We start from the raw sequence: 24,835 nt of genomic DNA on the forward strand, positions 1-24,835 counted from the left end.
GCGCCCCGATGACCACCACAGCACCGCACACCGGCCTCGGCAAAGCGCCCGGCCCCACGGCCCCCCGCCGCCACCGGCGGGGCCCGGGTGCACTCGTCCGGGCTCTCCCCCTCACGCCCGCCGTCGTCCTCCTGCTCCTCTTCCTCGCCGGTCCGATCGCCTACTGCGTCTCCATCGCCTTCACCGACCTCCAGCTCACCGGCCAGGCCGAGGACTCGTTCGTCGGCTTCGAGAACTTCACCCGGGCCGTCCGGGACGAGGCGTTCCTCAACGCCGTATGGCTGACCCTGGTGTTCACGGTCCTGTCGTCCCTCGTCGGGCAGAACACGCTGGGTCTCGCCCTGGCGGCGCTGATGCAGCGCGCGTCGAAACCGGTCCGCACGCTCACCGGCGGCATCGTCGTCACGGCGTGGGTCCTGCCGGAGGTCGTCGCCGGTTTCCTCCTCTACGCCTTCTTCCGCCGCGAGGGCACCCTGAACGCCCTCCTGGACTGGCTCCACCTGCCCTCCCAGAACTGGCTGTTCACCCTGCCGATCCTGGCGGTGTCCTTCGCCAACGTCTGGAGGGGCACGGCCTTCTCGATGCTGGTCTACTCGGCCGCGCTCAACGAGATCCCCCAGGAGATCACCGAGGCCGCCGAGGTGGACGGGGCCGGGGGCTGGCGCCGCATGTGGCACATCACCCTGCCCATGATCCGCCGCTCCATCGCCACGAACCTGATGCTCAACACCCTGCAGACCCTCTCGGTCTTCGGCCTGATCTGGGTGATGACGAGAGGCGGTCCGGGCGGCAAGAGCCAGACACTCCCCCTCTTCATGTACGAGCAGGCCTTCCAGAACAGCCTGATCGGCTACGGCACGGCGGTGGCCCTGCTGCTCCTCCTGGTCGGCTCCCTCTTCTCCCTCGTCTACCTGCGCCTGCTCCGGACGGAGGTCTGACCGTCATGGCCGTCACCCTCGCCTCCCGCCGCACGGCCCGCCGCCTGGCCGCGGACGCGGGCCTCCTGGTGCTCGCCGCGGCCTTCGTCCTCCCCCTCGCCTGGGTCGTCCTGTCCTCCCTGGACCCTCACGCCGACCTCCGGGTCAAGACACCCGACGGCCTCACCCTGGACAACTTCGACGCGATCCTCACCCCCGAGATCACCTTCACCCCCCTCCTCAACAGCCTGATCCTGTGCGGCAGCGCGACGGCGCTCACGGTGATCTGCGCGGCCCTGGCCGCCTACCCACTCTCCCGCTTCCGCTCCCGCTTCAACCGCCCGTTCCTCCTCACGATCCTCTTCGCGACGAGCCTGCCCATCACGGCGATCATGGTCCCGGTCTACGCGCTCTTCGTCCGAGTGGACCTCATCGACACCATGCAGGGCACGATCTTCTTCTTCGCCGCGTCCCAACTGCCGTACGCCATCTGGCTGATGAAGAACTTCATGGACGGCGTTCCGAAGGAACTGGAGGAGGCGGCCTGGACCGACGGGGCGTCGTCCCTCCAGTCCCTGCTCCGCATCGTGCTACCCCTGATGGGCCCGGGCGTGGCCGTCGTGACGGTCTTCTCCTTCGTCATGATGTGGGGCAACTTCTTCGTCCCCTTCATGCTCCTGCTCACCCCCGACCAGATGCCGGCGTCCGTCAGCATCAACGACTTCTTCGGAAACCGGGGGATGGTGGCGTACGGGCAACTGGCGGCGTTCTCGGTCGTCTACTCGACCCCGGTGATCCTTCTGTACGTCCTGATCGCCCGGCGCCTGGGAGGGGGCTTCGCACTGGGAGGGGCGGTGAAGGGCTGACCGGCGTTCACCCCGCGGCCGGGTGGGTGCGCGGCTCGGCGCGACGAGGTGCCGCTGCGCCCACCCGTGCCGCCCTGGGGGCACCTCCCAGGCCCTTAAGGCACCGGGGGAGGCACGACTGCCCGCAGCTGAGGCGAGACCCACCCGCACCCGCGTACGCACGGAAGGGGACCTGTCGGGGGTGTCCGCCCGCAGCGGTTGGCGCGTCAACGGACAGCGAGTCGGTACGCAACCCCATCGCGCCGTTCCGAGGACGGACACCCCCCGGCGCGGCCCCGACCCACCGCACCCCGGTAGGCGCTACGCGCACCCCCACCGAACCAGGGGCAGGCCGCCGCAGGCACCCGCACCACCCGGCGATCACCGCACCAGACACGGCCGCTTGCCGTCGAACTCCCACCCCGGCACCAGATACCGCATCCCCACCGCATCGTCCCGCGCCCCCACCCCCTTCTCCCGGTACAGCTCGTGCGCCGCCAGCAGCCGGTCCATGTCGAGTTCGACACCCAGCCCCGGCGCGTCCGGGACGGCGATCTCCCCGGCCACGATGCGGGGCGGGGAGACAGTCAACTGCTCCAGCCCTTCCTGCCAGATCCAGTGCGTGTCCAGCGCGTTGTACTCCCCCGGCGCCGCCGCCCCGCAGTGCGTCACCATCGCCAGCGAGATGTCGAAGTGGTTGTTGGAGTGGCACCCCCACGTCAGCCCCATCGCGTTGCACAACTGCGCCACCCGCACCGACCCCTGCATGGTCCAGAAGTGCGGGTCGGCCAGCGGAATGGAGACCGACTGGAGTGCCAGCGCATGGGCCATCTGACGCCAGTCCGTCGCGATCATGTTCGTCGCCGTGGGCAAACCCGTGGCCCGCCGGAACTCCGCGAGGATCTCCCGCCCGGAGTAACCGCCCTCCGCCCCGCAGGGATCCTCGGCGTACGCCAGCGTGCCGACCAGCGGCCGGCACAGCTCCACCGCCTCGCGCAGGGACCACGCCCCGTTCGGGTCGAGGGTGATCCGGGCCTCCGGAAACCGCCGCTTGAGCGCACGCACCGCCGCGACCTCCTCGGCCCCCGCCAGCACACCCCCCTTGAGCTTGAAGTCCCGGAACCCGTAGTGCTCGTAGGCCGCCTCCGCCTGCCGCACGATCGCCTCCGGCGACAGCGCCTCCTCGTGCCGCACCCGGTACCACTCGACGGACGAGTCGGGCTCGCGGACGTACTCCAGATCCGTCCGGTCCGGGTCACCGACGTAGAAGAGGTACCCCAGCACCCGCACGGAGTCCCGCTGCTGCCCGTCACCCAGCAGCGCAGCCACCGGCACGTCCAGATGCTGCCCGAGAAGATCGAGCAGCGCCGACTCGACCGCGGTCACCGTATGGACCGTGGTCCGCAGGTCGAAGGTCTGGGCGCCCCGCCCCCCGGCGTCCCGGTCGGCGAACCGCTCACCGATCTCGCGCAGCACCCGCTTGTAGTCGCCCACCTTCGCCCCGACGACCAGCGACTCGGCGTCCCGGAGCGTCTGCGTGATCTTCTCCCCGCCGGGCACCTCCCCCAGCCCGGTCCGCCCCTCGGAGTCGGTGAGGACGACGACATTGCGGGTGAAGTACGGACCGTGCGCGCCGGAGAGGTTCAGCTCCATGCTGTCCCGGCCCGCCACGGGGTAGACGGAGAACCCCGTGACGGTCGGCTGCTGCCTGCTGCTCATCACATGTCCTTTCTCAGAAACCAAATTCACGGACCGGCACACGGTTCACAGACTCAAGACGTCGAGGACCCGCTCCACGACGAGCACCCCGCCCAGCCCGAGCACGGCGAGCACGGTCGTATAGGACGTACGGACCTTGATCGCCTCGACGACGGACAGGTTGAAGTACTCCTTGAACAGCCAGAACCCGGGGTCGTTGACGTGGGAGAAGGCGATGGAGCCGCAGGCGACGGCGAGCACCATGACCTCCGGGTGCACCCCGCTGCCCGCCAGCAGCGGCAGCGCCACCCCGGAGGCCGTGACGACGGCGACCGTGGCCGAGCCCAGCGCGATGCGCAGGATGACGGCGACGAGCCAGGCGAGGACGATCGGCGAGATGGACCAGCCGTCGGTGACGTCCTTGATGTAATCGGAGATCCCGCCCTCGACGAGGACGTTCTTGAAGGCCCCGCCCGCGCCGATCACCAGCAGGATCATCGCCATCGCCTGGGCCGCCGAGCCGCAGGAGGCACCGACGTCGCTCAGGCTGCGCCCGATCCGCGGCCCGAACGCCCACACCGCCAGACACAGGGTCAGCAGCAGGGCGATCGGCGCCGACCCGACGAAGGCGACGAAGTGCAGGAACGGGCTGTCGCCCGAGGCGGCCATGTCGGTCACGGCCGCGGCCACGATCAGCACGACGGGGAACATCGCCACGACCAGCGACCAGCCGAGGCCCGGCATCTCCTCGTCGGTGAACTCGCGCTCGCTGACCAGACCCTTGGGGATGGCCGGCGTCAACCGCGCGACGAACGGAAGACGGGGCCAGGTCAGGGCGATCAGCGCACCGGCGGGCACGGCGACGAACAGGCCGTAGAACAGCGTGAGTCCGACGGAGGCGTGGAAGGTCGCGGCGACGGCGGTGGGGCCGGGGTGCGGCGGGAGGAAGCTGTGCATGGTGGACAGGGCGATGGACATCGGCAGCCCGACCCACAGCAGCTTCGCGCCGGTGACCCTGACCAGGGTGAACGCGATGGGCACGATGATGACGAACGCGACCTCGTAGAACATGGTCACGCCGATCAGCATGGACGTGACCACCATGGCGACCTGGACCCAGCGCGGTCCGAACGCGTCGAGGAGCTTGCCGGCTATCCGCTGCGCGGCGCCCGCGTCCCCCATCACCCGGCCGACCATGGCACCGAGTCCGATCGTCAGCATGGTGTCGCCGATCTGGTCCCCGATGCCCTCGGAGAGGACGTCCGGGATGGTCGCCACCGGAATCCCCTGGACGAGTGCGACCCCGACCGCCACGAGCAGCAGGGCCGCGAAGCCGTTCAGTTTCAGCCTGGTCATGAGCAGGAGCAGAACCAGAACGCTGATCCCGACTACGAGCAGAGGCAAGGCAGTTCCCCTTTGAACCGGTGTCCCATCCCTATATGCAGACGGCGTCCACGTATGAAGATGGAGGCTAAGTGGGTGAACGTGCCGGGTCAATGGCCGGGTGATCACGGATTCGCGCGGGCCTACGATGAGCCGCGCGCAGGACAGCAGAGATGTCCGCGGCGTGAAGCCGGCTCACATGACCGAAGGGGTGGGGGCGATGGACCAGAGCGAGGACGAGATCCTTGCTGCCGAGCTCGCCGCTCTGGGCGCGGCGAGCGGCGGCAGCGGTCGCGCGACCCGGCTCGTCGCCAAGGCACTGAGGAAGAACGTCCATGAGATCGGCCTCGTCATGCCCTTGCCGTTCGACGATGCCGTCAAGCGTGTCACCGAAGTGCTCGGCCGAGCCGGACGAGCAGGCGGGTCCGTGCAGGTCGAGCACGGCGTGGACCAGGAAACGATCCGAGTCGTCGCCGGCGGTGGTTTCGGCGGCCTGAATCCCGTGGTGGTCACCGCGCTGGTGACAAGAAGCGGGGAGGCCGGCACGGACGTCAGGCTCCGCGCGGCCGCCAAGGAAGGCTTGATCAAACAGCGAGCGGGCGAGAAGACCGCCGTCCGTATCGCGGCGTCACTTGGCGAGTAGAGCAGCCGCGGCACCGCGAGCGAGGGGGGCGGGCCGGACCTGTCCGACCCGCCCCCACGACCCTGCGGGCGCCCGGCCGCCCGGGCACAGCGCCCCGGCACCGCCACCCGCCCAGCCGCGCACTGCGCCCCTCAGCCGGCCGCCCCGTCGGCCGCCCCGTCGGCCGCCTCGGCCGTCCCGTCCGGCAGGACCCCCGCCCGGAACGGCTCCACACCCTCCAGCCTCCGCACCCGCGTCGGCTCGATCAGCAGCATCACCCGGCGCTCCCCGGGCAGCAGCCATGGATACCGGTCCTCCCCGAGGTACTTCCGCGCGAGCCGGTCCATCGCCCGCTCCGCCTCCTCGCCCTCCACGAACCGGACGACCTTCCCCCGGATCTCGGCCCGGTCGTACGGGTTGGAGGGGTCGTGATGGGACAGCGAAACGTACGGATTGCGCCGCAGGTTCTCTTCCTTCACCCGCCCGACGGACGTGTTGACCATGACGTACTCCCCTTCGATGTCCGCCCACATGGGCGACACCTGGGGCGCACCGTCCGCACCCACCGTCGCGAGATGCCAGAAGTTCGTCGCGAGGAGACGCTCGCGAATATGCCCCTTGAGCTTGCCGTTCATCCGAGTGGCCGCCTTTCCGGGCCCACGCTCGCCAGGCCCGGCGCCATCCTCGCCGCTCGCGCTCCCTGGCCGACAGACGATCTTCAGCCCCGGTCGAACCCGCCGGTAGCCGTAGCTTCCTACAATCCGTGATCCTGGCCGAACAGACCGTAGTCACCACTGCCCCGCACCCCTAACTTGTGGCCCGTGCGCCGACCTTCAGCCCGCCCGAGCCAGCCCGCACCCCACTCCGTGCCCGCCACCCCGACACCCCCGCCCTTCAACGCCCCCGCCGCCCGCCGGCTGCGCGCGGCCCTCGGCATGACACCCGAGCACGTCGCCCACGACATACGCGTCTCCTACGGGCACCCCCACATCACCCCGGACCACGTCAGGGCCTGGGAACGCGGGGCGGCGGCCCCCTCCGGCTCCGAACTCACCGCACTCGCAGGGGTGTTGTGGTGCTCGCCCGGCGAACTCATCGGCAGACCCCGCACCCTGCGCGAGCACCGCATCGCCCGCGGTTTCGCCCCCGAGGACGTGGCCCGCGCCGTGGGACACGAACTCCACGCCTACCTGCGGATGGAGGAGACCGACACCTGGCGCGGCACCGACCGCCAGTCCGCCGCCCTCGCCGATCTGCTCGGCCTGCGCCTGCCCGACTTCGTCACCGTCACGGGCCGCGACGCCAAGCTCGGCGAACTGCTGCGCAACGCCGTCACCACCCGCTGGCAGGCCTACGTGCGCCCGGTGGCCAAGGTCGTGCCCCTGGACCGCCCCTTCCTGGAAGGCGCCCTCCAGGGGCTGCACCAGGACTACCAGGGGCACATGGCCGCCACCCTGAGCTGGGGCGGCGGCAGCAGCGACGCCGGCGACGCGGCACGGGACTTCCTCGACCGGATCGTCGAGCACTTCTGGACGCGGATCCAGAAGAGCCCGGCCTAGCCCGGCCCCGATCCGGCCGGCCGGCCGCTCTAGAAGACCGACTCGGCCTCGTCCATGCGGTCCTTCGGGACCGTCTTCAGCTCGGTCACGGCCTCCGCGAGCGGCACCATCACGATGTCCGTCCCGCGCAGCGCGGTCATCCTGCCGAACTGCCCCTGGTGCGCGGCCTCCACCGCGTGCCAGCCGAACCGCGTGGCGAGCACGCGGTCGTACGCGGTGGGTGAGCCGCCGCGCTGGACGTGGCCGAGAATGACCGGCTTGGCCTCCTTGCCGAGCCGTCGCTCCAGCTCGTGGGCGAGTGCCGTGCCGATGCCCTGGAACCGCTCGTGGCCGAACTTGTCTATGGCGCCCTTGCCGTAGTCCATGGTGCCGTCGGCGGGGTGGGCGCCCTCGGCGACGCAGACGACCGCGAACTTCTTGCCGCGGGCGAAGCGCTCCTCGACCATCTTCACGAGGTCGGCGGGGTCGAACGGCCGCTCCGGCAGACAGATCCCGTGCGCACCGGCCGCCATGCCGGACTCCAGCGCGATCCAGCCCGCGTGGCGTCCCATGACCTCCACCACCATCACCCGCTGGTGGGACTCGGCGGTGGTCTTCAGACGGTCCATCGCCTCGGTGGCGACGCCGACCGCCGTGTCGAAGCCGAAGGTGCGGTCGGTCGACGAGATGTCGTTGTCGATCGTCTTCGGGACGCCGACCACCGGCAGACCCGCGTCGGACAGCATGCGGGCCGCCGTCAGCGTGCCCTCGCCGCCGATCGGGATCAGCGCGTCGATGCCGAACTCGTGGATCATGTCGGAGGCGTTCTCGCAGGCCTCTCGGAGCCGGTCGCGCTCCAGCCGGGACGACCCGAGGATCGTGCCGCCGCGGGCCAGGATGCCGCTGACCGCGTTCAGGTCGAGGGCGCGGTAGCGGCCGTCCAGCAGGCCCGAGTAACCGTCCTCGAAGCCGATGACCTCGTCGCCGTAATTGTCGACCGCCCGGTGCACGACCGACCGGATCACGGCGTTCAGGCCGGGGCAGTCGCCGCCTGCGGTGAGAACTCCGATACGCATCGTGCTGTGTCTCCTGCTCGCTGTTGATACCGGTGAGCCTCTGCCGATTGTTTCACGCTCCCCAGCCCGGCGTCGCACCCCGAGGCTGACGGGCGCCTTATCTATCGGCGGAGGTATTGTCAAGAGGGTTCTGCTCACCTCGGTGGGCGATTTTTGTGCCCGTGGCTGGATAGCCGTTGGCTTGATGTGTACCGCTTGATGTGTACCCCCATTCGAGACGAAACGGAGAGCGCGCGTGACCCGCAGCGTGTACGTGACCGGCATCGACCGCGGCGACGGCCGCCAGGTCGTCGAACTGGGGGTCATGGAGCTCCTCACCCGGCAGGTGGACCGGGTCGGTGTGTTCCGCCCCCTGGTCCACGACGGGCCCGACCGCCTCTTCGAGCTGCTGCGCGCCCGCTACCGGCTCGCCCAGGACCCGGCAACCGTCTACGGCATGGACTACCACGAGGCGTCCGCCCTCCAGGCCGAGGCCGGCACGGACGAGCTGGTGTCCACGCTCGTCGACCGCTTCCACCTGGTCGCCCGCGACTTCGACGTGGTCCTGGTCCTCGGCACCGACTACGCCGGCACACAGCTCCCGGACGAGCTGTCGCTCAACGCCCGGCTGGCGAACGAGTTCGGCGCGTCCGTGATCCCGGTCGTGGGCGGCCGCAAGCAGACCGTCGAGTCGGTGCTCGCCGAGACGCGCAACGCCTACCGCGCCTACGACACGCTGGGCTGCGACGTCCTGGCCATGGTCACCAACCGGGTGGCCCGCGAGGACCGCGACGAGATCGCCGGCCAGCTCGACTCCCGGCTCCCCGTGCCCTGTTACGTCCTGCCCGACGAGCCCGCGCTGTCCGCCCCGACCGTCTCGCAGATCGGCCACACCCTCGGCGCCAAGGTGGTCCTCGGCGACGACTCGGGCCTGGCCCGGGACGTGCTCGGCTTCGTCTTCGGCGGCGCGATGCTGCCGAACTTCCTGGGCGCCCTGACCCCGGGCTGCCTCGTCGTCACCCCGGGCGACCGGGCCGACCTGGTCGTCGGCGCGCTCGCCGCGCACAGCGCCGGCACCCCGCCGATAGCGGGCGTGCTGCTCACCCTGGACGAGGTGCCCGCCGGCCACATCCTCACGCTCGCCGACCGGCTCGCGCCCGGTACCCCGGTGCTGTCGGTGGCCGGCACCAGCTTCCCCACCGCCGAGCAGCTGTTCTCCCTGGAGGGCAAGCTCAACGCGGCCACCCCGCGCAAGGCGGAGCGGGCGCTCGGCCTGTTCGAGCGGTACGCCGACACCGCCGACCTCGCCCGACGCGTCTCCGCCCCGAGCAGCGACCGCGTGACACCGATGATGTTCGAGCACAAGCTGCTGGAGCAGGCCCGCTCCGACCTGCGCCGGGTCGTCCTGCCCGAGGGCACCGAGGAGCGCGTGCTGCACGCCGCCGAGGTGCTGCTGCGCCGGGGCGTGTGCGAGCTGACCCTGCTCGGCCCGGTCGACCAGATCCGCAAGAAGGCCGCCGACCTCGGCATCGACCTCGGCGAGTCCCAGCTGATCGACCCGGCCACCTCCGACCTGCGCGACGCCTTCGCCGAGAAGTACGCGGCCCTGCGGGCCCACCGGGGCGTCACCGTGGAGCTGGCGTACGACGTGGTCTCGGACGTGAACTACTTCGGCACGCTGATGGTGCAGGAGGGCCTCGCCGACGGCATGGTGTCCGGCTCGGTGCACTCCACGGCCGCGACCATCCGCCCGGCCTTCGAGATCATCAAGACCAAGCCGGACGCCGACATCGTCTCGTCGGTGTTCTTCATGTGCCTGGCCGACAAGGTCCTCGTCTACGGCGACTGCGCGGTCAACCCGGACCCGAACGCCCAGCAGCTCGCCGACATCGCCATCCAGTCGGCGACCACGGCCGAGCAGTTCGGCGTGGAGCCGCGGATCGCCATGCTGTCGTACTCCACGGGGACCTCCGGCTCGGGCGCCGACGTCGACAAGGTCCGCGAGGCCACCGAGCTGGTGCGCACGCGCCGGCCCGACCTGAGGATCGAGGGCCCGATCCAGTACGACGCCGCCGTGGAGCCGTCGGTCGCGGCGACCAAGCTGCCCGGCTCCGAGGTCGCCGGGCAGGCGAGCGTGCTGATCTTCCCCGACCTGAACACCGGCAACAACACCTACAAGGCCGTGCAGCGCTCGGCCGGCGCGATCGCCGTCGGCCCGGTGCTGCAGGGCCTGCGCAAGCCGGTCAACGACCTGTCCCGGGGCGCCCTCGTCCAGGACATCGTCAACACGGTCGCCATCACGGCGATCCAGGCCCAGACCCCCGCCCCGTCCCCGAACGAGAAGGCAACCGCCCAGTGAGTGCCACCCGCGTCCTCGTCCTCAACTCCGGCTCGTCGTCGGTGAAGTACCAGCTGCTCGACATGCGCGGCAACAGCCGGCTGGCGGTGGGTCTGGTCGAGCGCATCGGCGAGCAGACCTCCCGGCTGAAGCACACCCCGGCCGGCGGCGAGAGCCGGGAGCGCGGCGGGGCGATCGCCGACCACGACGCCGCCCTGAAGGCCGTCGCCGAGGAGCTCGCCAAGGACGGCCTCGGCCTGGACTCGCCCGAACTGGCCGCGATCGGGCACCGGGTGGTGCACGGCGGCAAGTCCTTCACCGAGCCGACCGTGATCGACGACGCCGTGCTCGCCGAGATCGAGCGGCTCATCCCGGTCGCCCCGCTGCACAACCCGGCCAACCTCACCGGCATCCGCACGGCGCAGTCCCTGCGCCCGGACCTGCCGCAGGTCGCGGTCTTCGACACCGCCTTCCACACCACGATGCCCGAGTCGGCCGCCCGCTACGCGATCGACGTCAAGACGGCCGACGAGCACCGCATCCGGCGCTACGGCTTCCACGGCACGTCCCACGCGTACGTCTCCCGGGCCACCGCCGAACTGCTCGGCAAGGACCCCGCCGAGACGAACGTGATCGTGCTGCACCTGGGCAACGGGGCATCGGCCTCGGCCGTCAGGGGCGGTCGCTGCGTGGACACCTCCATGGGACTGACGCCCTTGGAGGGGCTCGTGATGGGTACGCGGTCGGGAGACATGGACCCGGCCGTCATCTTCCATTTGATGCGTGTTGGTGGAATGTCCGCCGACGAGATCGACACTCTTCTCAACAAGAAGAGCGGTCTGGTCGGACTGTGCGGCGACAACGACATGAGGGAGATCCGCCGCCGCGTCGACGAGGGCGACGAGCAGGCGGAGCTGGCGTTCGACATCTACATTCACCGTCTGAAGAAGTACATCGGCGCCTATTACGCCGTACTCGGACGGGTGGACGCGGTGGTCTTCACCGCCGGCGTCGGCGAGAACGCCGCGCCCGTGCGGGAGGCCGCCCTGGCGGGCCTGGAGGAGCTGGGCCTCGCGGTGGACGGCGAGCGCAACGCCGTACGCGGCGACGAGGCGCGGCTGATCTCGCCCGAGGGCGCCCGGGTCGCGGTGGCGGTGGTCCCTACTGACGAGGAATTGGAGATCGCGACACAGACCTACGCGCTGGTAATTGGTTCGGGGAATCACACCTGAGCGGCATCCCGCCCTTTTGTATTTTCCGCCAGACGGAATATTCCGTTGCGAAACAAACCGATAGGATCGCCCCCATGCGCCGTTCGAAAATCGTCTGTACTCTCGGCCCCGCGGTCGACTCCCACGAGCAGCTTGTCGCGTTGATCGAAGCCGGCATGAACGTGGCCCGCTTCAACTTCAGCCACGGCTCGCACGCCGAGCACCAGGGCCGGTACGACCGGGTCCGTGCCGCCGCCAAGGAGACCGGCCGGGCCATCGGGGTCCTCGCCGACCTCCAGGGCCCCAAGATCCGTCTGGAGACCTTCGCCGAGGGTCCCGTGGAGCTGGTCCGCGGTGACGAGTTCACCATCACCACCGAGGACGTCCCCGGCGACAAGACGATCTGCGGGACGACCTACAAGGGCCTGCCCGGCGACGTGACCAAGGGCGACCAGGTCCTCATCAACGACGGCAACGTCGAGCTGAAGGTCACCGAGGTCGAGGGCCACCGGGTGAAGACGATCGTCATCGAGGGCGGCGTCATCTCCGACCACAAGGGCATCAACCTGCCCGGCGCGGCCGTCAACGTGCCCGCGCTGAGCGAGAAGGACGTCGAGGACCTCCGCTTCGCGCTCCGCATGGGCTGCGACCTGGTCGCGCTGTCGTTCGTCCGGGACGCCAAGGACGTCCAGGACGTGCACCGCATCATGGACGAGGAGGGCCGCCGCGTCCCGGTCATCGCCAAGGTGGAGAAGCCGCAGGCGGTGCAGAACATGGAGGACGTCGTGATGGCGTTCGACGGCGTGATGGTCGCCCGTGGTGACCTCGCCGTCGAGTACCCGCTCGAGAAGGTCCCCATGGTGCAGAAGCGCCTGATCGAGCTGTGCCGGCGCAACGCCAAGCCGGTGATCGTGGCGACCCAGATGATGGAGTCGATGATCACCAACTCCCGTCCGACCCGCGCCGAGGCCTCCGACGTGGCCAACGCGATCCTGGACGGCGCCGACGCGGTGATGCTGTCCGCCGAGTCGAGCGTGGGCGCGTACCCGATCGAGACCGTCAAGACGATGTCGAAGATCGTCACCGCGGCCGAGCAGGAGCTGATGTCCAAGGGCCTGCAGCCGCTCGTCCCGGGCAAGAAGCCGCGTACGCAGGGCGGTTCGGTGGCCCGTGCGGCCTGCGAGATCGCCGACTTCCTCGGCGGCCGGGGCCTGGTGGCCTTCACCCAGTCCGGTGACACCGCACGCCGGCTGTGCCGCTACCGCGCCGTCCAGCCGATCATCGCCTTCACCACGGACGAGTCCACCCGCAACCAGCTGGCGCTCAGCTGGGGTGTGGAGCCGCACGTCGTGCCGTTCGTGAACAGCACCGACGAGATGGTCGACCTGGTGGACCAGGAGATGGTGAAGCTGAACCGCTTCAACGAGGGCGACATCGTGGTCATCACGGCCGGCTCGCCCCCCGGTGTCCCCGGCACCACCAACATGGTGCGCGTCCACCACCTGGGCGCCGTCAAGAGCTGACTGAAAGGGCCTGAGGGCCCGTGTACGGCACTGAGGGCGCCCCCTGGATTCCAGGGGGCGCCCTCAGTGTGTGCGGCTCCCGAACGGGCCTTGAGAGGCGCTCAGTCGGTGATGTAGTTGTGCAGCCCGGGCACGTGGAGCGTCCCGCCGAACTGGCCGGCCTGCTGGACCTTCACGTTGGTGAAGTAGATCAGCGGGATGTTCAGCGGCGGCGGGTGCTCCGGGTCGAACGTGATCGGGATCAGTCCGAGCAGGTTGCCGGAGATGCTCTCGGTGTACATCACCGTGTCGCCGTCGCGGATCGTGGACGTCGAGCCCTTGGCCGCCTGCACGTGGTAGGTCTTGCCCGACTGCTTGTCCTTGACCGTCTGGTGGAGGTCGCCGATGTCGGTGCCGCCGGAGATGACGTACTTCAGGACCTTCTTGACGGTGCCGTTGGCGGTGCGCACCTCGACGACGCCCTTGTAGTCGGCGCCCTTCAGCGTCAGCGAGCTGGCGTTGAGGAACCACGGGTCGTCCGGCAGCGGCACCTTGTTGTCGACGCCGCCCTCGGCGTCCGTGGCGGCCGGGCAGTCCTCGGCGTCCGTGGAGGAGCTCGGGGACGGGCTGGGCGAGGCGGTGGCCTGCCCGGCCTCCTCGGCCGCCTTCCCGGCCTCCTGGGCCACCTTCCCGGCTCGCTCCGCCGCCTTGTCGACGGCCTTGCCGGTGTCCTGTGCCGTCTCGGACGCCTTGTCGGTGGTGTCCTTGACGGTGTCCTCGGCCGTGCCGGCGGCCTTCTCGGCCGTGTCCTTCACCGTGCCGGCGGCGTCGTCGCCCGTGGTGCCGGTGTTCTCGGACGCGGAGGCGGACGGGGTGGGGCTCGGGCTCGCGCCGGCCTTGTTCCCGCCGTTGAAGATGCCCCCGATGGCGTCGCCGATGTCCTCCAGCAGGTTGCCGCCGCTCTCGGACGGCGACGGGGACGGGGTGGCGGCCGAGTCGTCCTCGGCGGACGCGCTGGTGGACGGGCTCGGCTTTGGCGCGGCCTCGTCGCCGGAACCTGAATCCGACGAAGAGGAGTCGTCCTTGTCCGCGCCCGTGCCGCCCCCGCCGGACGAGGGGGACGGCGTGGGAGCCGTCTCGTCCTTGCCGGCGTCGTCGTCCTTCGAGCCGTCGCTCGCCGAGGGGGACGGCGTCGGCGAGGCGGAGTCGTCGTCCTTGGGGTTCTTGGCGTCCTCCAGGGCCGCCACGCAGTCCTTGTACTCGTCGGCCGTCAGGCTCTTCGACGTCGGCGTCGCCGGGGTGTCGCTGTCGGCGATGGCGAGCGTGGATGTGAAGCCCATGCCCATGAGGACCGCCGTCGGCATCGCGGCCATGGCTATCGCCTTGCCCGCGGGCCTGTTGAACCTGGTGAACAGCGGCTTCTTGGGTGCCGCGTGGCGCGGCCCGGTTCTCACACGGGACGCCTCCACATCAGTCCCGTGGGTCACCTCGTCAGCCGGCACTGTGCCTCCCGTTCGCCCCGTTGGCCGGGTTCGTTCCTGACAGATCGTTCGGCTCGCCCACCCCGTCCACGGGCCGCAGCACCGTGGTGTCGTGGTCCGTGCCGCCGGGAGCCTCGCCCGTGCCCGTCGTCGCGTGGCCGGCGAGCTGCCCCGCCGGCGCCGGGCCCGGCGCCCAGGCCACGGCCATCGCCCCGCCCACGAGGGCGAGGAGGAAGCCGATGAGGAAGCCGCCGAGGTTGGACACGGGGATGGACACCAGCGCCAGCAGGATCGCCGCGACACCCGCGAAGACGCGGACGTGCTTCTGGAACCAGAGACTGACGCCCAGCACGACGAGCAGCACGCCGATGATCAGGGAACCGGCACCCGCGGTGGTCGCCATCGCCAGCGTCAGGTGACCGATCTGGAGGTTCGCGTACGGGAAGTAGGCGATGGGCAGTCCGCTGAGCAGGACGAACAGCCCGGCCCAGAACGGCCGCGTACCCCGCCAGGCGCGGAACTGCTGCCTCCGGAGAGTGAACTGGCCGTCTGCGGCAGGGGTCTCGGCGCTCATGGAAAAACAGCTCCCTGGTACGGCGTTGCTGTGGTGGTGATGTGGGCCGTCCGTGAAGGCCCGGCCGGAGAGGTGGACGGGCGGGGGCGCCACCGGCTCCCCCGCCCGTCATCGAGTGCTTAGTAGCACTCCTTGACACCCGTCGACAGCGACATCTTCAGGCCGCTGAGCTTGAAGGTTCCGGCGGTGGTCGCCCACGCCGTCTGCTTCACGTCGGACAGGGTCGCCTTGTCGGCCTGCTGGGCGAAGCCGTACGGGTTCGCCGTCTCGCCCTTCCTCATGGCCGGACCCTTGTTGGCGTCCTTGGCGGCCACACCGATGTCGATGTTCTCGAACGTCGCGTCGGCACTGAGGTCGGCGACGTCGATGTAGAGGTTCTGGGCCTCCACCGGCTTCGCACCCTGACCCGCGCGCAGGATCAGGCTGACGTTCCCGAGCACCGGAATGTTCGGGGTGACGACCGACTGGCACAGGTTCTTGATCGTCGCCTGCTTGAACGACGAGACGGCGACCGGGTGGACGGCCTTCTTGCCGTCCATCGTGTAACCCTCGTCGAGGGCGCCGTACTGCGAGAAGCCCGTACCGACGAGCTGGTCGGTCGTGACCTTGAACGACTGCCCGGAGACACTGAACGACGCGGCGAGAGCGCCCTGCGCGAGGGCGACACCTATCGCAGCCGTGGCGGCGACGCTGGGCACCATCACCACAGCGAACCGCTTCCATCTGGTCCCGCCACGCACCTGGGACTCCATATTTCCTCCTTCTCGGACGTACATCTCCTGACCTGGCTCGCCCCGAATCGCGGCTCAGCCGTGCAGGGATGGGAGAAGTGCTACGTCCTCGGGAAGGAGAGCGCCTGCACTCGGCGGCGCAACTAGCGCCCGAATCACCGGCGATCACCCCCGAGCGACAACCACTGGTCGCGCCTGACACGCATCACGCACAACCCTGCTGGACAGGCTTCGCCGGGTGGGCGAAGACCCCCCTGTCCAAGAGCCGGCGCCACTGCCGCCGGCTCTGCTCGGTGGGGACCCAGGACGTCCCGCGACCCAACCGGCTGCCGGGGTACGGGAATGGACCGAGCGTGGCCGATCGTGGTGCATTCTCGCCGCCCGCACAAGGGGGTTCGTTACTGGCTAGTAACGGCGGGATAACCGAACAACGACCCCCCGGTCTCGGACGACGACACAGGGTGGTGCCGAACGGTGGTACAAAGCTGTTGATCGCTGGACAGAAACCGACAGATCAGCGCCCATGACTTACTCGTAGTAACAGCGGCCGCGATTACCAAGTTTTGGTAAAGCGCGGCCGCGGTGACGCTCTGTCGGCAAATCTTTCACATGGGCGCCACAGGCCCGCGTGTTTAACGACTGGTCAGAACAGGGCCCGGGCCAGGGCCCTGCGGGCCGCGATCACGCGCGGATCCTCGGGTCCGACCACCTCGAACAGCTCCAGCAGCCGCATCCGTACGGTGTCCCGGTCGTCACCCACCGTACGCCCCACCGTTTCGATGAGACGGCCGAAGGCGTCCTCCACATGGCCGCCCACCAGATCCAGGTCGGCGGCGGCGATCTGCGCCTGCACGTCGGCCGGCTTCTCGGCCGCGTCCCGGCGCACCTGCTGCGGATCGACGCCCTGCACGCGCTGGAGCAACTCGGCCTGGGCGAGGCCCAGTTTGGCCTCCTCGTTGCCCGGGTCCTCGCTCAGTACGTTCTTGTAGGCCTGGACGGCACCGCTCAGGTCGCCCGAATCCAGCGCCTGCACGGCGGCTTCGAGGAGCGCGTCGTAAGGGCCGGCCGGCCGCTCGGGCGCCGCCTGGGCGCCACCGCCCGGCTCGGCCTCGGGGTCGACGGCGAGACCGGTCAGGCCGAAGCGCTGCTCGGCGACCTGCACCAGCTGGTCCAGCGTCTGCCGGATCTGCGCCTCGCCCGCGGCCCCCTGGAAGAGCGGCAGCGCCTGCCCCGCGACGACCGCGAACACCGCCGGGATCCCCTGGATGCCGAACTGCTGCATCAGCATCTGGTTGGCGTCGACGTCGATCTTGGCGAGCAGGAAGCGGCCGTTGTACTCGACGGCCAGCCGCTCCAGGACCGGGCTCAGCTGCTTGCAGGGCTGACACCACTCGGCCCAGAAGTCGATGACGACGGGCACCTCGGCGGACCGCTGGAGGACGTCCCTCTCGAATCCCGCCTCGTCGACGTCGATGACGAGATCGGCCGGGGAGATCGCCCCCGTGCCACCCTCCCGGGCGGCTTGCGCACGCGCCTGCTCCGCCTTCGCCTTGGCCTCCTGGGCCGCCTTCACCGCGGCGAGGTCGACGACTCCGCTCATGGACATGTTCCGTGGCTGCATGCGTCTATCCTCCCCCGTACTGCGCGCGCATGTGAAAAACGGTGTGAAAGCCGGGCCGGTCGGGTGCCCTTCGGCGCCGGGTCCCCACCCCACGCCAGGTCGCTCGAGCCCGTGTACGTCCCTCACGAGCTTTCGCTACGAGTCGTAGCGTAATGCCCCACCCCGCCGCCGGAACACCACCCCCCGGTGATCTCCCTCACGGCCGCACGGGAAACGCCGGTTTATGGTCATGTCATGCCGAGTCGCAGCCCAGTCAGCCGCACCGGGCGCCCGCGCAGCGCCACGGCGGACGCCGCGATCCTGGCCGCGACGCGGGCGGCGCTGGTCGAACTGGGCTGGTCCAAGCTCACTTTGGGAGACGTCGCGACGCGCGCCGGGGTTGCGAAAACGACGCTGTACCGCCGCTGGGCGGGCAAGAACGAACTGGTCGTCGACGCGGTCGCGGAGCTCTTCGACGAACTGGAGCTCCCGGACAGCGGCTCACTGGCCGCGGACATCGAGGGCGTCGTCCTCCAGTTCGCCGCCATCCTGGCCCGCCCGGAGGCGAAGAGCGGCCTGATGGCGGTGGTCGCGGAGGCCACCCGCGACGACGCCCTGCGCGAACGCATCCGCGCCTCGGTGGTCGACCGCCAGAAGCGCCTGGTCGTGGAGGGCAGGTCCCGAGCCCAGGAAAGAGGCGAGCTCCCGCCCGAACCGGACCCCGCCACGGCGTCCCGCACCGCGGACCTGATCTTCGACATGGTGGCGGGCGCGGTGGTCCACCGCACGCTGGTGAGCGGGCAGCCGGTCGACGAGGAGTGGGTCCGCGGCTTCACCCTGGTGCTGCTCCGGGGACTGGCGGCAGGAGCCGCGCACACGGCCGCCGGCTGAGACCTGCCGGCCCGCGGCGCCGGCGTGCGGGCCGCTCAGGAGGAACCGCCACCGAAGGTGACGCCGCCGTGGATGTCCCGGCCCTGGATCACCGTGCCCTGCGTGCCGCCGGAGATCTCGTTGCGCACGTCCCCGGACCCTGACGCGACCTCCGCGTCCGCCCGCCGCCGCCACATCTCCAGCGCGGCGGCGAAGCACGAGCAGTCCTGCCGTGATGGGCTCCACGGAGGGCCTCCTGTCGTCAGCGACCGATGAGTGAGCCTCAGAAGCCGGCCGGCTCGGTGTACACCCCCCACTCGTCCCGCAGCACCCCGCAGATCTCGCCGAGCGTCGCCTCGGCGCGGACCGCCTCCAGCATCGGCTCGATCATGTTCGCGTCCGACCGCGCCGCGGCGACCATGCCGTCGAGCGCCGCACGGACCCGGGCGTCGTCCCGCCCGGCCTTCCGCTCCGCGAGCACCCGGACCTGCTCCCGCTCCACCTCGTGGCTGACCCGCAGGATCTCCAGGTCCCCGGTCACCGAGCCGGTGTGGACGTTCACCCCGACGACCTTCTTGTCGCCCTTCTCCAGCGCCTGCTGGTACCGGAACGCCGACTCCGCGATCTCGCCGGTGAACCAGCCGTCCTCGATGCCCCGCAGGATCCCGGAGGTGATCGGCCCGATCGGGTGCTGTCCGTCGGGGTGCGCCCGCAGCCCCCGCTCCCTTATCTGTTCGAAGATCTTCTCGGCGTCGGCCTCGATCCGGTCCGTCAGCTGCTCGACGTACCAGGAACCGCCCAGCGGATCCGCCACGTTGGCGACGCCGGTCTCCTCCATCAGCACCTGCTGCGTGCGCAGGGCGATCTCCGCCGCCTGCTCGCTGGGCAGCGCGAGGGTCTCGTCGAGGGCGTTGGTGTGCAGCGAGTTGGTCCCGCCGAGCACGGCCGCCAGCGCCTCCACGGCCGTCCGTACGACGTTGTTGTACGGCTGCTGCGCGGTGAGGGAGACGCCCGCCGTCTGCGTGTGGAAGCGCAGCCACTGGGCCTTCTCGGACCGCGCGCCGTACACGTCCCGCATCCAGCGGGCCCAGATCCGCCGGGCCGCCCGGAACTTCGCGATCTCCTCGAAGAAGTCGACGTGCGCGTCGAAGAAGAAGGACAGACCGGGCGCGAAGACGTCGACGTCCAGACCCCGCGACAGCCCCAGCTCCACGTACCCGAAGCCGTCCGCCAGCGTGTACGCCAGTTCCTGCGAGGCCGTCGACCCGGCCTCGCGGATGTGGTAGCCGGAGACGGACAGCGGCTTGTAGGCGGGGATGCCGGCCGCGCAGTGCTCCATCAGGTCGCCGATCAGCCGCAGGTGCGGCTCCGGCTGGAACAGCCACTCCTTCTGGGCGATGTACTCCTTGAAGATGTCCGTCTGGAGCGTGCCGTTCAGGACGGACGGGTCGACGCCCTGCCGCTCGGCGGCGACCAGGTACATGCAGAAGACGGGCACGGCAGGTCCGCTGATGGTCATGGACGTCGTCACGTCACCCAGCGGGATGTCCTTGAACAGGACCTCCATGTCGGCCGCCGAGTCGATCGCGACCCCGCAGTGCCCGACCTCGCCCAGCGAGCGCGGGTCGTCGGAGTCGCGGCCCATGAGCGTCGGCATGTCGAAGGCGACCGAGAGCCCGCCCCCGCCGTTGCGGAGGATCATCTTGTAGCGCTCGTTGGTCTGCTCGGCGTTGCCGAACCCGGCGAACTGCCGGATGGTCCACGTACGCCCCCGGTAGCCGGTCGCGTACAGACCGCGAGTGAAGGGGTACTCCCCGGGCCAGCCGATCCGCTCGAATCCCTCGTACCTGTCACCTGGCCGGGGTCCGTACACCGGCTCCACGGGATCGCCCGAGAGCGTGGTGAAGTCGGCGTCGCGCTTGCGCGCCGCGTCGTACCGGGCCTGCCAGCGGCGGCGGCCTTCCTCGATGGCGTCAGCGTCCATACCATCGAATTTACTAGGACGTCCAAGTAAATGTCGATGGCAGACCGCCGTACGTTCGTCCGTACGGCGGTGCGGTTACGCCTTGGCGGTCGCGGGCGAGCCCTCCGCGACCCTGGCCTCGAGCTCGTGGCTGATCTTGCGCTCCACGAAGAACGCGGCCGTCGGGATGGTCCCGGCGAGCAGCACCCAGATCTGCTTGCCCACCGGCCACTTCGCCTTGGAGCCCAGGTCGAAGGCGAAGATCAGGTACACGACGTAGAGCCAGCCGTGCGCGATGCTGACGACGCGCGTGAAGTCGGCCGCGCCGGTCAGGTCGAGCACGTACTTGCCGATCATGCCGAAGGTCAGCAGGACCAGCAGTACGCCGGTGACGTAGGCCATCACGCGATAGCGGGTCAGCACGCTCTTTTTCATGCCGTCGAGCGTAACGACCCGTTCCGGGAGATCTTGGCCCGGGTCACCCCTCCTGGAAGTCCCCGGCGGCGATGCGCAGCGGCCGCAGCATCGCGAAGATCTCGGCGCACTCCTCCGCGTCGTAGACCCCGAGCCCGAAGTCCATCGCCATCAGGTCGCGGGTGGCCGCCTCGACCACCTCGCGGCCCTTGTCCGTGATGCTGGCGAGGGTGCCGCGCCCGTCGTTGGGGTTGGGCCGCTTGTCGACGAGGCCCGACTTCACGAGCCGGTCCACGGTGTTCGTCACGGACGTGGGATGCACCATGAGCCGCTCGCCGATCTTGGACATCGGCAGCTCGCCCGACTTGGAGAAGGTGAGCAGCACCAGCGCCTCGTAACGCGCGAACGTCAGCCCGTACGGCTTGACCACCGCGTCGACCTCGGCGAGGAGGATCTGCTGGGCACGCATGATCGAGGTGATCGCGGCCATGGACGGCACGTTTCCCCAGCGCTGTTTCCAGCGTTCGTCGGCGCGCGCGATCGGATCGAAGGAGAGACTGAGCGGCTTCGGCACGAACCCGACCTTACCGGCCGGTCACATGCTGGTCAGCCCTGTCTCGGCCTTCGGTCACCAGCTCCCTCGGGCACGATCTCGAAGACCCCGGTCCACCGGTCGTCGTGCAGACAGGCGTTCATCGGCCTGACCAGGGTGGTGTGAGCGGGGTCGGTGCGCCACCGTTCGATGGCTTCGAGGCTTTCCCACTCACTGGTGAGCAACCACCGGCCGGGATCGTCAACGGAGCGGCAGAGCTGTTCGCGCAGATGTCCGGGAAACCGCTCGGCGCCGTCGCGTACGCCTTCGTAGGCATCCACGAAATCCGCTTCCCTTCCCTCCCGGACGCGCAGCAGGCGAATCACTCGCACCCGCGCCGGTGCCGTGGCCTCCCCCGTCACGACGGGTCGAGAACGACGGGGAGTTCCGCGACCCCGCGGAAGGCGGGGAACGGCACGGTCAGCCAGCGCACGTCCTCCGGCTCCCCGACCAGGGCCATGCCGGGGTGGCGCCCGAAGAGCGTGCCGAGGGCGATCTGCATCTCCAGACGTGCCAGAGGCGCGCCGATGCAGTAGTGCGGACCGAGGCCGAATGCGAGGTGCGTCGCCTGGACGTTCGGGCGCTCGACGTCCATGCGGTCCGGGTCGGGGAACATCTCGGGGTCCCGGTTGGCCGCCGTGAGCGAGATCTGCACGAGCGCACCCTTGGGGATGACTGTGTCGCGCATCTTGATGTCTTCCGTCGCGTAGCGGAACGTCGAGTTCTCCACGGAGGTCTCGAACCGGAAGATCTCCTCCACGGCTGCGGCCGTCGCCTTCGGGTCCCGGAACGCCAGCCGCTTCTGCTCCGGCCGGCTGAGCAGGTGGTAGACGGCGTTGCCGATCTGGTAGGCGGTCGACTTGTGGCCCGCGAAGAGCAGCACCCACGCGGTGGAGACGAGTTCGTGGTCGGTGAGCGCGCCGTCCTCGTCCTGCGCCGTGACGAGTGCGCTGAGCAGAGCTCCGTCCGGCTCCTTCCGCTTCCGCGCGATCAGGTCCACCAGATAGTCGCGCAGATTGCCCTCGGCCCGTTCCAGCGCCTTTCTCGCCTCCGGCCCGAAGCCGGTCTGAGCGACGGTGGCGGACCACTCCTGGGCTTGCTTGCGTTCGTTCTCCGGGACGCCGAGCAGCTCACAGATCACGTGCAGCGGCAGCGGGAAGCAGAACTCCGGGAGGAGGTTCACGGGCTCCGACGCCGGGCAGCGGTCCAGCAGTTCGTCGGTGATCTTCTGGATCCTCGGGCGCAGCGATTCCACCCTCTTGGGGGTGAAGGTGTTGCCGACGATCCTGCGGAGCCTGGTGTGCTTCGGAGGGTCCGAGAAGAGCATGTTGTCGTCCAGGGCGATCGACGAGTCGCCGAAGATCCGGTGATAGGCGTCGATGGCGCCGTACATGTCCTTGCTCAGCCGGGGATCGGCCAAGGCGGCACGGGCGTCGTCGTACCGGGTGATGAGATACGTGTCGACCCCGTGAGGGGGCTTCAGCGGGCACACGGGTGCTGTCGCCCTGAGCGTGGCGTAGGCGGGATGCGGGTTGGCGCGAAACTCCCGGCTGCAGGCCGAGGCCGCGGCGGCGGCCTCTTCTGACGACATTTCCTCGGATGCGAACGCTTGCGTCATGGCTGGTCCTGGGGGTCGAGAGTTCGTCGGTCGGTGACACGATTTCCCGGCCGGCACTGTGCCGCAAACGCTGCTGGGCCATATGAGCTCGAGCGTCGAAATGCGGTGTGCCGAATTGCTCCGGTTACCCGGCCGGCGTACTCCTGGGCGCCCCGGATCGCGCGCGCAGATCCTGCTTGGTAAACATCATGGACGGGCCAGTCCACCGTTCCCGGGCTGTGCAGTCGCCGGATGACGAGGAAAACCAGTGAGCGGACGCGGAGTGGAATCTGTACCAGTTCTCATCGTAGGCGGATCCCTGGTGGGTCTTTCCACCTCCGTGTTCCTGGGGCGTCTCGGAATCGAGCACATGCTGGTGGAGCGGCATGCCGAGACATCGACGCACCCGCGTGGCCGCGGGAACAACGTGCGCACCATGGAGATCTTCCGGACCGCCGGACTCGAGCAGAGCGTGCGGGAGGCCGCCATGGCTCTCGCCGGGAACGACGGCGTTCTCCAGGTGGACACCCTCGTCGGGAACCGGCGCCGCTGGATCGTTCAGGACATCGCCGCAGGCATGGATATCTCCCGGATCAGCTCCTCGGACTGGTGCCTGTGCAGTCAGAACGATCTGGAGCCGGTCCTGCTGGACCGCGCCCGCCAGGGCGGAGACATCCGCTTCGGTACGGAGCTGCTTTCCTTCACGCAGGACGCAGAGGGAGTCCTGGCGCAGGTGATGCGCCGGGACACCGGTGAGACCCGTACCGTGAAAGCCGATTTCCTGGTGGCCGCCGATGGCCCGAGAAGCCCCGTGCGCAAACGTCTGGGAATCGGCCAGTCCGGACCCGGTGCCCTGTTCCACAACGTCAGTGTCACGTTCCGGAGCAAGGCCCTCAAGGATTACGTCGGGCCGAAGCGCTTCATCGTCTGCTACACCACCGATCCACAGGGGGAAGGCGCCCTGCTGCCCGTGGACAACGAGGAACAGTGGGTCATTCATATCCCTTGGTCCTTCGATCGGGGCGAAACCCTGGAGGACTTCGGAGACGAACGCTGCGCGGCACATATTCGCGCGGCCGTCGGTGTTCCGGACATTGATGTCGAGATCACGGGTAAGGCACCCTGGCACGCCTCCAAACAGGTCGCGGACAGCTACGCACAGGGCCGGGTCTTTCTGGCCGGTGACGCGGCGCATGAAATGCCGCCCAACGGGGCGTTCGGCTCCAACACCGGGATCCAGGACGCCCACAACCTCGCCTGGAAACTCGCCGCGGTACTGCGCGGCTGGGCCGGCCTGCCGCTGCTCGACACCTACGAGCGCGAACGACGGCCTGTCGCTGTCGCTACGAGCGCGCGGGCCTCCCAGCAGGCTGCCGAGGAACAGCACCCCGCATTCGGTGCGGCGGCGGGACGCAACAACGACGCGGCGGACCTCATGACGGTCGCGCTCTGCTACCGGTACGCCTCGGACGCCGTGGTGGGCGCCTCCCCTGAGCGGCAGGTCGTCCCGGAGACCTTCCTGATCGACGGAGAGCCGGGGAGCCGCGCGCCCCACATGTGGGTCCGCAGAGCAGGCGCCAGGATCTCCACCCTCGATCTGTACGAGCGCTCCTTCGTCGTGCTCGCCGGGGCCGAAGGCGGGCGGTGGCGCCGCGCGGCGCAGCAGGCCGGCGAGAGCCTGGGCGTTCCGGTCGAGGTGTATCTCGTGGGAGACGGCCCGGATCACGACCTCGTTCCCGAGCCGGACGCCGACTGGGCGGCGCTGCACGGCACCGCCGACGACGGTGCCGTCCTCGTACGCCCGGACGGTTTCGTCGCCTGGCGCGCGCCCACCCACCCGCCGTCCGCCGGTCGTGTGCTGACGGACGTGCTGCGGACCGTGCTCTGCCGCGGCTGAACACCCA

Annotated in this window: 22 protein-coding genes; 9 read left to right on the top strand and 13 right to left on the bottom strand. The window is 69.7% G+C overall.

The features are described from left to right. Positions 1-8 precede the first annotated feature (8 nt). Both ABZ192_RS12365 and ABZ192_RS12370 read left to right on the top strand, forming a co-directional pair. Positions 9-938 carry a sugar ABC transporter permease gene (locus ABZ192_RS12365; RefSeq protein WP_356924448.1) on the top strand — a complete coding sequence of 310 codons (930 nt, stop codon included), beginning with the start codon at positions 9-11 and terminating at the stop codon, positions 936-938. Positions 939-943: 5 nt separating this feature from the next. Next, positions 944-1,783 carry a carbohydrate ABC transporter permease gene (locus ABZ192_RS12370; RefSeq protein ID WP_356924449.1) on the top strand — a complete coding sequence of 280 codons (840 nt, stop codon included), beginning with the start codon at positions 944-946 and terminating at the stop codon, positions 1,781-1,783. Positions 1,784-2,143: 360 nt separating this feature from the next. On the opposite strand, the gene ABZ192_RS12375 is transcribed toward ABZ192_RS12370, so the two are convergent. Together ABZ192_RS12375 and ABZ192_RS12380 are read right to left on the bottom strand one after the other, a co-directional pair. Continuing rightward, positions 2,144-3,481, bottom strand: coding sequence for an enolase C-terminal domain-like protein (locus ABZ192_RS12375; protein WP_356924450.1), 1,338 nt, complete (start codon positions 3,479-3,481; stop codon positions 2,144-2,146). A gap of 45 nt (positions 3,482-3,526) precedes the next feature. Then, the gene (locus tag ABZ192_RS12380; protein ID WP_356924451.1) at positions 3,527-4,864 is read right to left on the bottom strand and encodes a gluconate:H+ symporter; all 1,338 of its coding nucleotides are present in this window, start codon (positions 4,862-4,864) and stop codon (positions 3,527-3,529) included. A gap of 199 nt (positions 4,865-5,063) precedes the next feature. On the opposite strand from ABZ192_RS12380, the gene ABZ192_RS12385 reads away from it, so the two are divergent. Beyond that, positions 5,064-5,486 carry a hypothetical protein gene (locus ABZ192_RS12385; RefSeq protein WP_356924452.1) on the top strand — a complete coding sequence of 141 codons (423 nt, stop codon included), beginning with the start codon at positions 5,064-5,066 and terminating at the stop codon, positions 5,484-5,486. Between the two features lie 131 nt (positions 5,487-5,617). On the opposite strand, the gene ABZ192_RS12390 is transcribed toward ABZ192_RS12385, so the two are convergent. Then, the gene (locus tag ABZ192_RS12390; protein ID WP_356924453.1) at positions 5,618-6,100 is read right to left on the bottom strand and encodes a PPOX class F420-dependent oxidoreductase; all 483 of its coding nucleotides are present in this window, start codon (positions 6,098-6,100) and stop codon (positions 5,618-5,620) included. Between the two features lie 231 nt (positions 6,101-6,331). On the opposite strand from ABZ192_RS12390, the gene ABZ192_RS12395 reads away from it, so the two are divergent. Further along, positions 6,332-7,024 carry a helix-turn-helix transcriptional regulator gene (locus ABZ192_RS12395; RefSeq protein WP_356924639.1) on the top strand — a complete coding sequence of 231 codons (693 nt, stop codon included), beginning with the start codon at positions 6,332-6,334 and terminating at the stop codon, positions 7,022-7,024. A 29-nt stretch (positions 7,025-7,053) separates the two neighbouring features. Here the strand turns inward: ABZ192_RS12395 and ABZ192_RS12400 are convergent, their stop codons facing one another. Then, positions 7,054-8,079, bottom strand: coding sequence for an ATP-dependent 6-phosphofructokinase (locus ABZ192_RS12400; protein ID WP_356924454.1), 1,026 nt, complete (start codon positions 8,077-8,079; stop codon positions 7,054-7,056). A 235-nt stretch (positions 8,080-8,314) separates the two neighbouring features. On the opposite strand from ABZ192_RS12400, the gene pta reads away from it, so the two are divergent. The 3 genes from pta (at position 8,315) to pyk (ending at position 13,130) form a co-directional block, all read left to right on the top strand. Continuing rightward, the gene (gene pta, locus ABZ192_RS12405) at positions 8,315-10,417 is read left to right on the top strand and encodes a phosphate acetyltransferase (RefSeq protein ID WP_356924455.1); all 2,103 of its coding nucleotides are present in this window, start codon (positions 8,315-8,317) and stop codon (positions 10,415-10,417) included. Further along, complete coding sequence (locus tag ABZ192_RS12410; RefSeq protein ID WP_356924456.1) at positions 10,414-11,628, top strand: acetate kinase; 1,215 nt, start codon at positions 10,414-10,416, stop codon at positions 11,626-11,628. Before pta ends, ABZ192_RS12410 begins: the two co-directional genes overlap by 4 nt. A gap of 74 nt (positions 11,629-11,702) precedes the next feature. Next, a complete protein-coding gene (pyk, locus tag ABZ192_RS12415; protein ID WP_356924457.1) occupies positions 11,703-13,130 on the top strand; it encodes a pyruvate kinase in 1,428 nt (475 codons plus the stop codon). Positions 13,131-13,231: 101 nt separating this feature from the next. Here pyk and ABZ192_RS12420 read toward each other — a convergent pair whose 3' ends face one another. From ABZ192_RS12420 to ABZ192_RS12435, 4 genes are all read right to left on the bottom strand, one after another. After that, on the bottom strand, positions 13,232-14,611 hold the full coding sequence (locus ABZ192_RS12420; RefSeq protein WP_356924458.1) for a hypothetical protein: 1,380 nt from the start codon (positions 14,609-14,611) through the stop codon (positions 13,232-13,234). Continuing rightward, the gene (locus tag ABZ192_RS12425) at positions 14,601-15,164 is read right to left on the bottom strand and encodes a DUF6114 domain-containing protein (RefSeq protein WP_356924459.1); all 564 of its coding nucleotides are present in this window, start codon (positions 15,162-15,164) and stop codon (positions 14,601-14,603) included. Before ABZ192_RS12425 ends, ABZ192_RS12420 begins: the two co-directional genes overlap by 11 nt. Before the next feature lie 119 nt (positions 15,165-15,283). Then, positions 15,284-15,916, bottom strand: a complete 633-nt coding sequence (locus tag ABZ192_RS12430) for a DUF6230 family protein (protein ID WP_356924460.1) — start codon at positions 15,914-15,916, stop codon at positions 15,284-15,286. Between the two features lie 622 nt (positions 15,917-16,538). Next, entirely contained in the window at positions 16,539-17,516 is a 978-nt protein-coding gene (locus tag ABZ192_RS12435; RefSeq protein ID WP_356924461.1) for a tetratricopeptide repeat protein, read from the bottom strand. 234 nt (positions 17,517-17,750) lie between these two features. Here ABZ192_RS12435 and ABZ192_RS12440 point away from each other — a divergent pair, with 234 nt between their 5' ends. Continuing rightward, entirely contained in the window at positions 17,751-18,386 is a 636-nt protein-coding gene (locus ABZ192_RS12440) for a TetR/AcrR family transcriptional regulator (protein WP_356924462.1), read from the top strand. A gap of 262 nt (positions 18,387-18,648) precedes the next feature. On the opposite strand, the gene ABZ192_RS12445 is transcribed toward ABZ192_RS12440, so the two are convergent. From ABZ192_RS12445 to ABZ192_RS12465, 5 genes are all read right to left on the bottom strand, one after another. Next, positions 18,649-20,349, bottom strand: a complete 1,701-nt coding sequence (locus ABZ192_RS12445; protein ID WP_356924463.1) for a methylmalonyl-CoA mutase family protein — start codon at positions 20,347-20,349, stop codon at positions 18,649-18,651. Between the two features lie 75 nt (positions 20,350-20,424). Beyond that, positions 20,425-20,763, bottom strand: a complete 339-nt coding sequence (locus ABZ192_RS12450; RefSeq protein WP_356924464.1) for a DUF3817 domain-containing protein — start codon at positions 20,761-20,763, stop codon at positions 20,425-20,427. A gap of 43 nt (positions 20,764-20,806) precedes the next feature. Then, on the bottom strand, positions 20,807-21,316 hold the full coding sequence (locus ABZ192_RS12455; RefSeq protein WP_356924465.1) for a MarR family transcriptional regulator: 510 nt from the start codon (positions 21,314-21,316) through the stop codon (positions 20,807-20,809). Between the two features lie 32 nt (positions 21,317-21,348). Next, positions 21,349-21,660 carry an antibiotic biosynthesis monooxygenase family protein gene (locus ABZ192_RS12460; RefSeq protein ID WP_356924466.1) on the bottom strand — a complete coding sequence of 104 codons (312 nt, stop codon included), beginning with the start codon at positions 21,658-21,660 and terminating at the stop codon, positions 21,349-21,351. Positions 21,661-21,692: 32 nt separating this feature from the next. After that, positions 21,693-22,952, bottom strand: coding sequence for a cytochrome P450 (locus ABZ192_RS12465; protein ID WP_356924467.1), 1,260 nt, complete (start codon positions 22,950-22,952; stop codon positions 21,693-21,695). 247 nt (positions 22,953-23,199) lie between these two features. Here ABZ192_RS12465 and ABZ192_RS12470 point away from each other — a divergent pair, with 247 nt between their 5' ends. Continuing rightward, on the top strand, positions 23,200-24,828 hold the full coding sequence (locus ABZ192_RS12470) for an FAD-dependent monooxygenase (protein WP_356924468.1): 1,629 nt from the start codon (positions 23,200-23,202) through the stop codon (positions 24,826-24,828). Positions 24,829-24,835 lie beyond the last annotated feature (7 nt).

Origin of the sequence: Streptomyces sp. NPDC006235 (assembly GCF_040613735.1) — a bacterium.
In the GTDB taxonomy this organism is placed as follows: domain Bacteria; phylum Actinomycetota; class Actinomycetes; order Streptomycetales; family Streptomycetaceae; genus Streptomyces.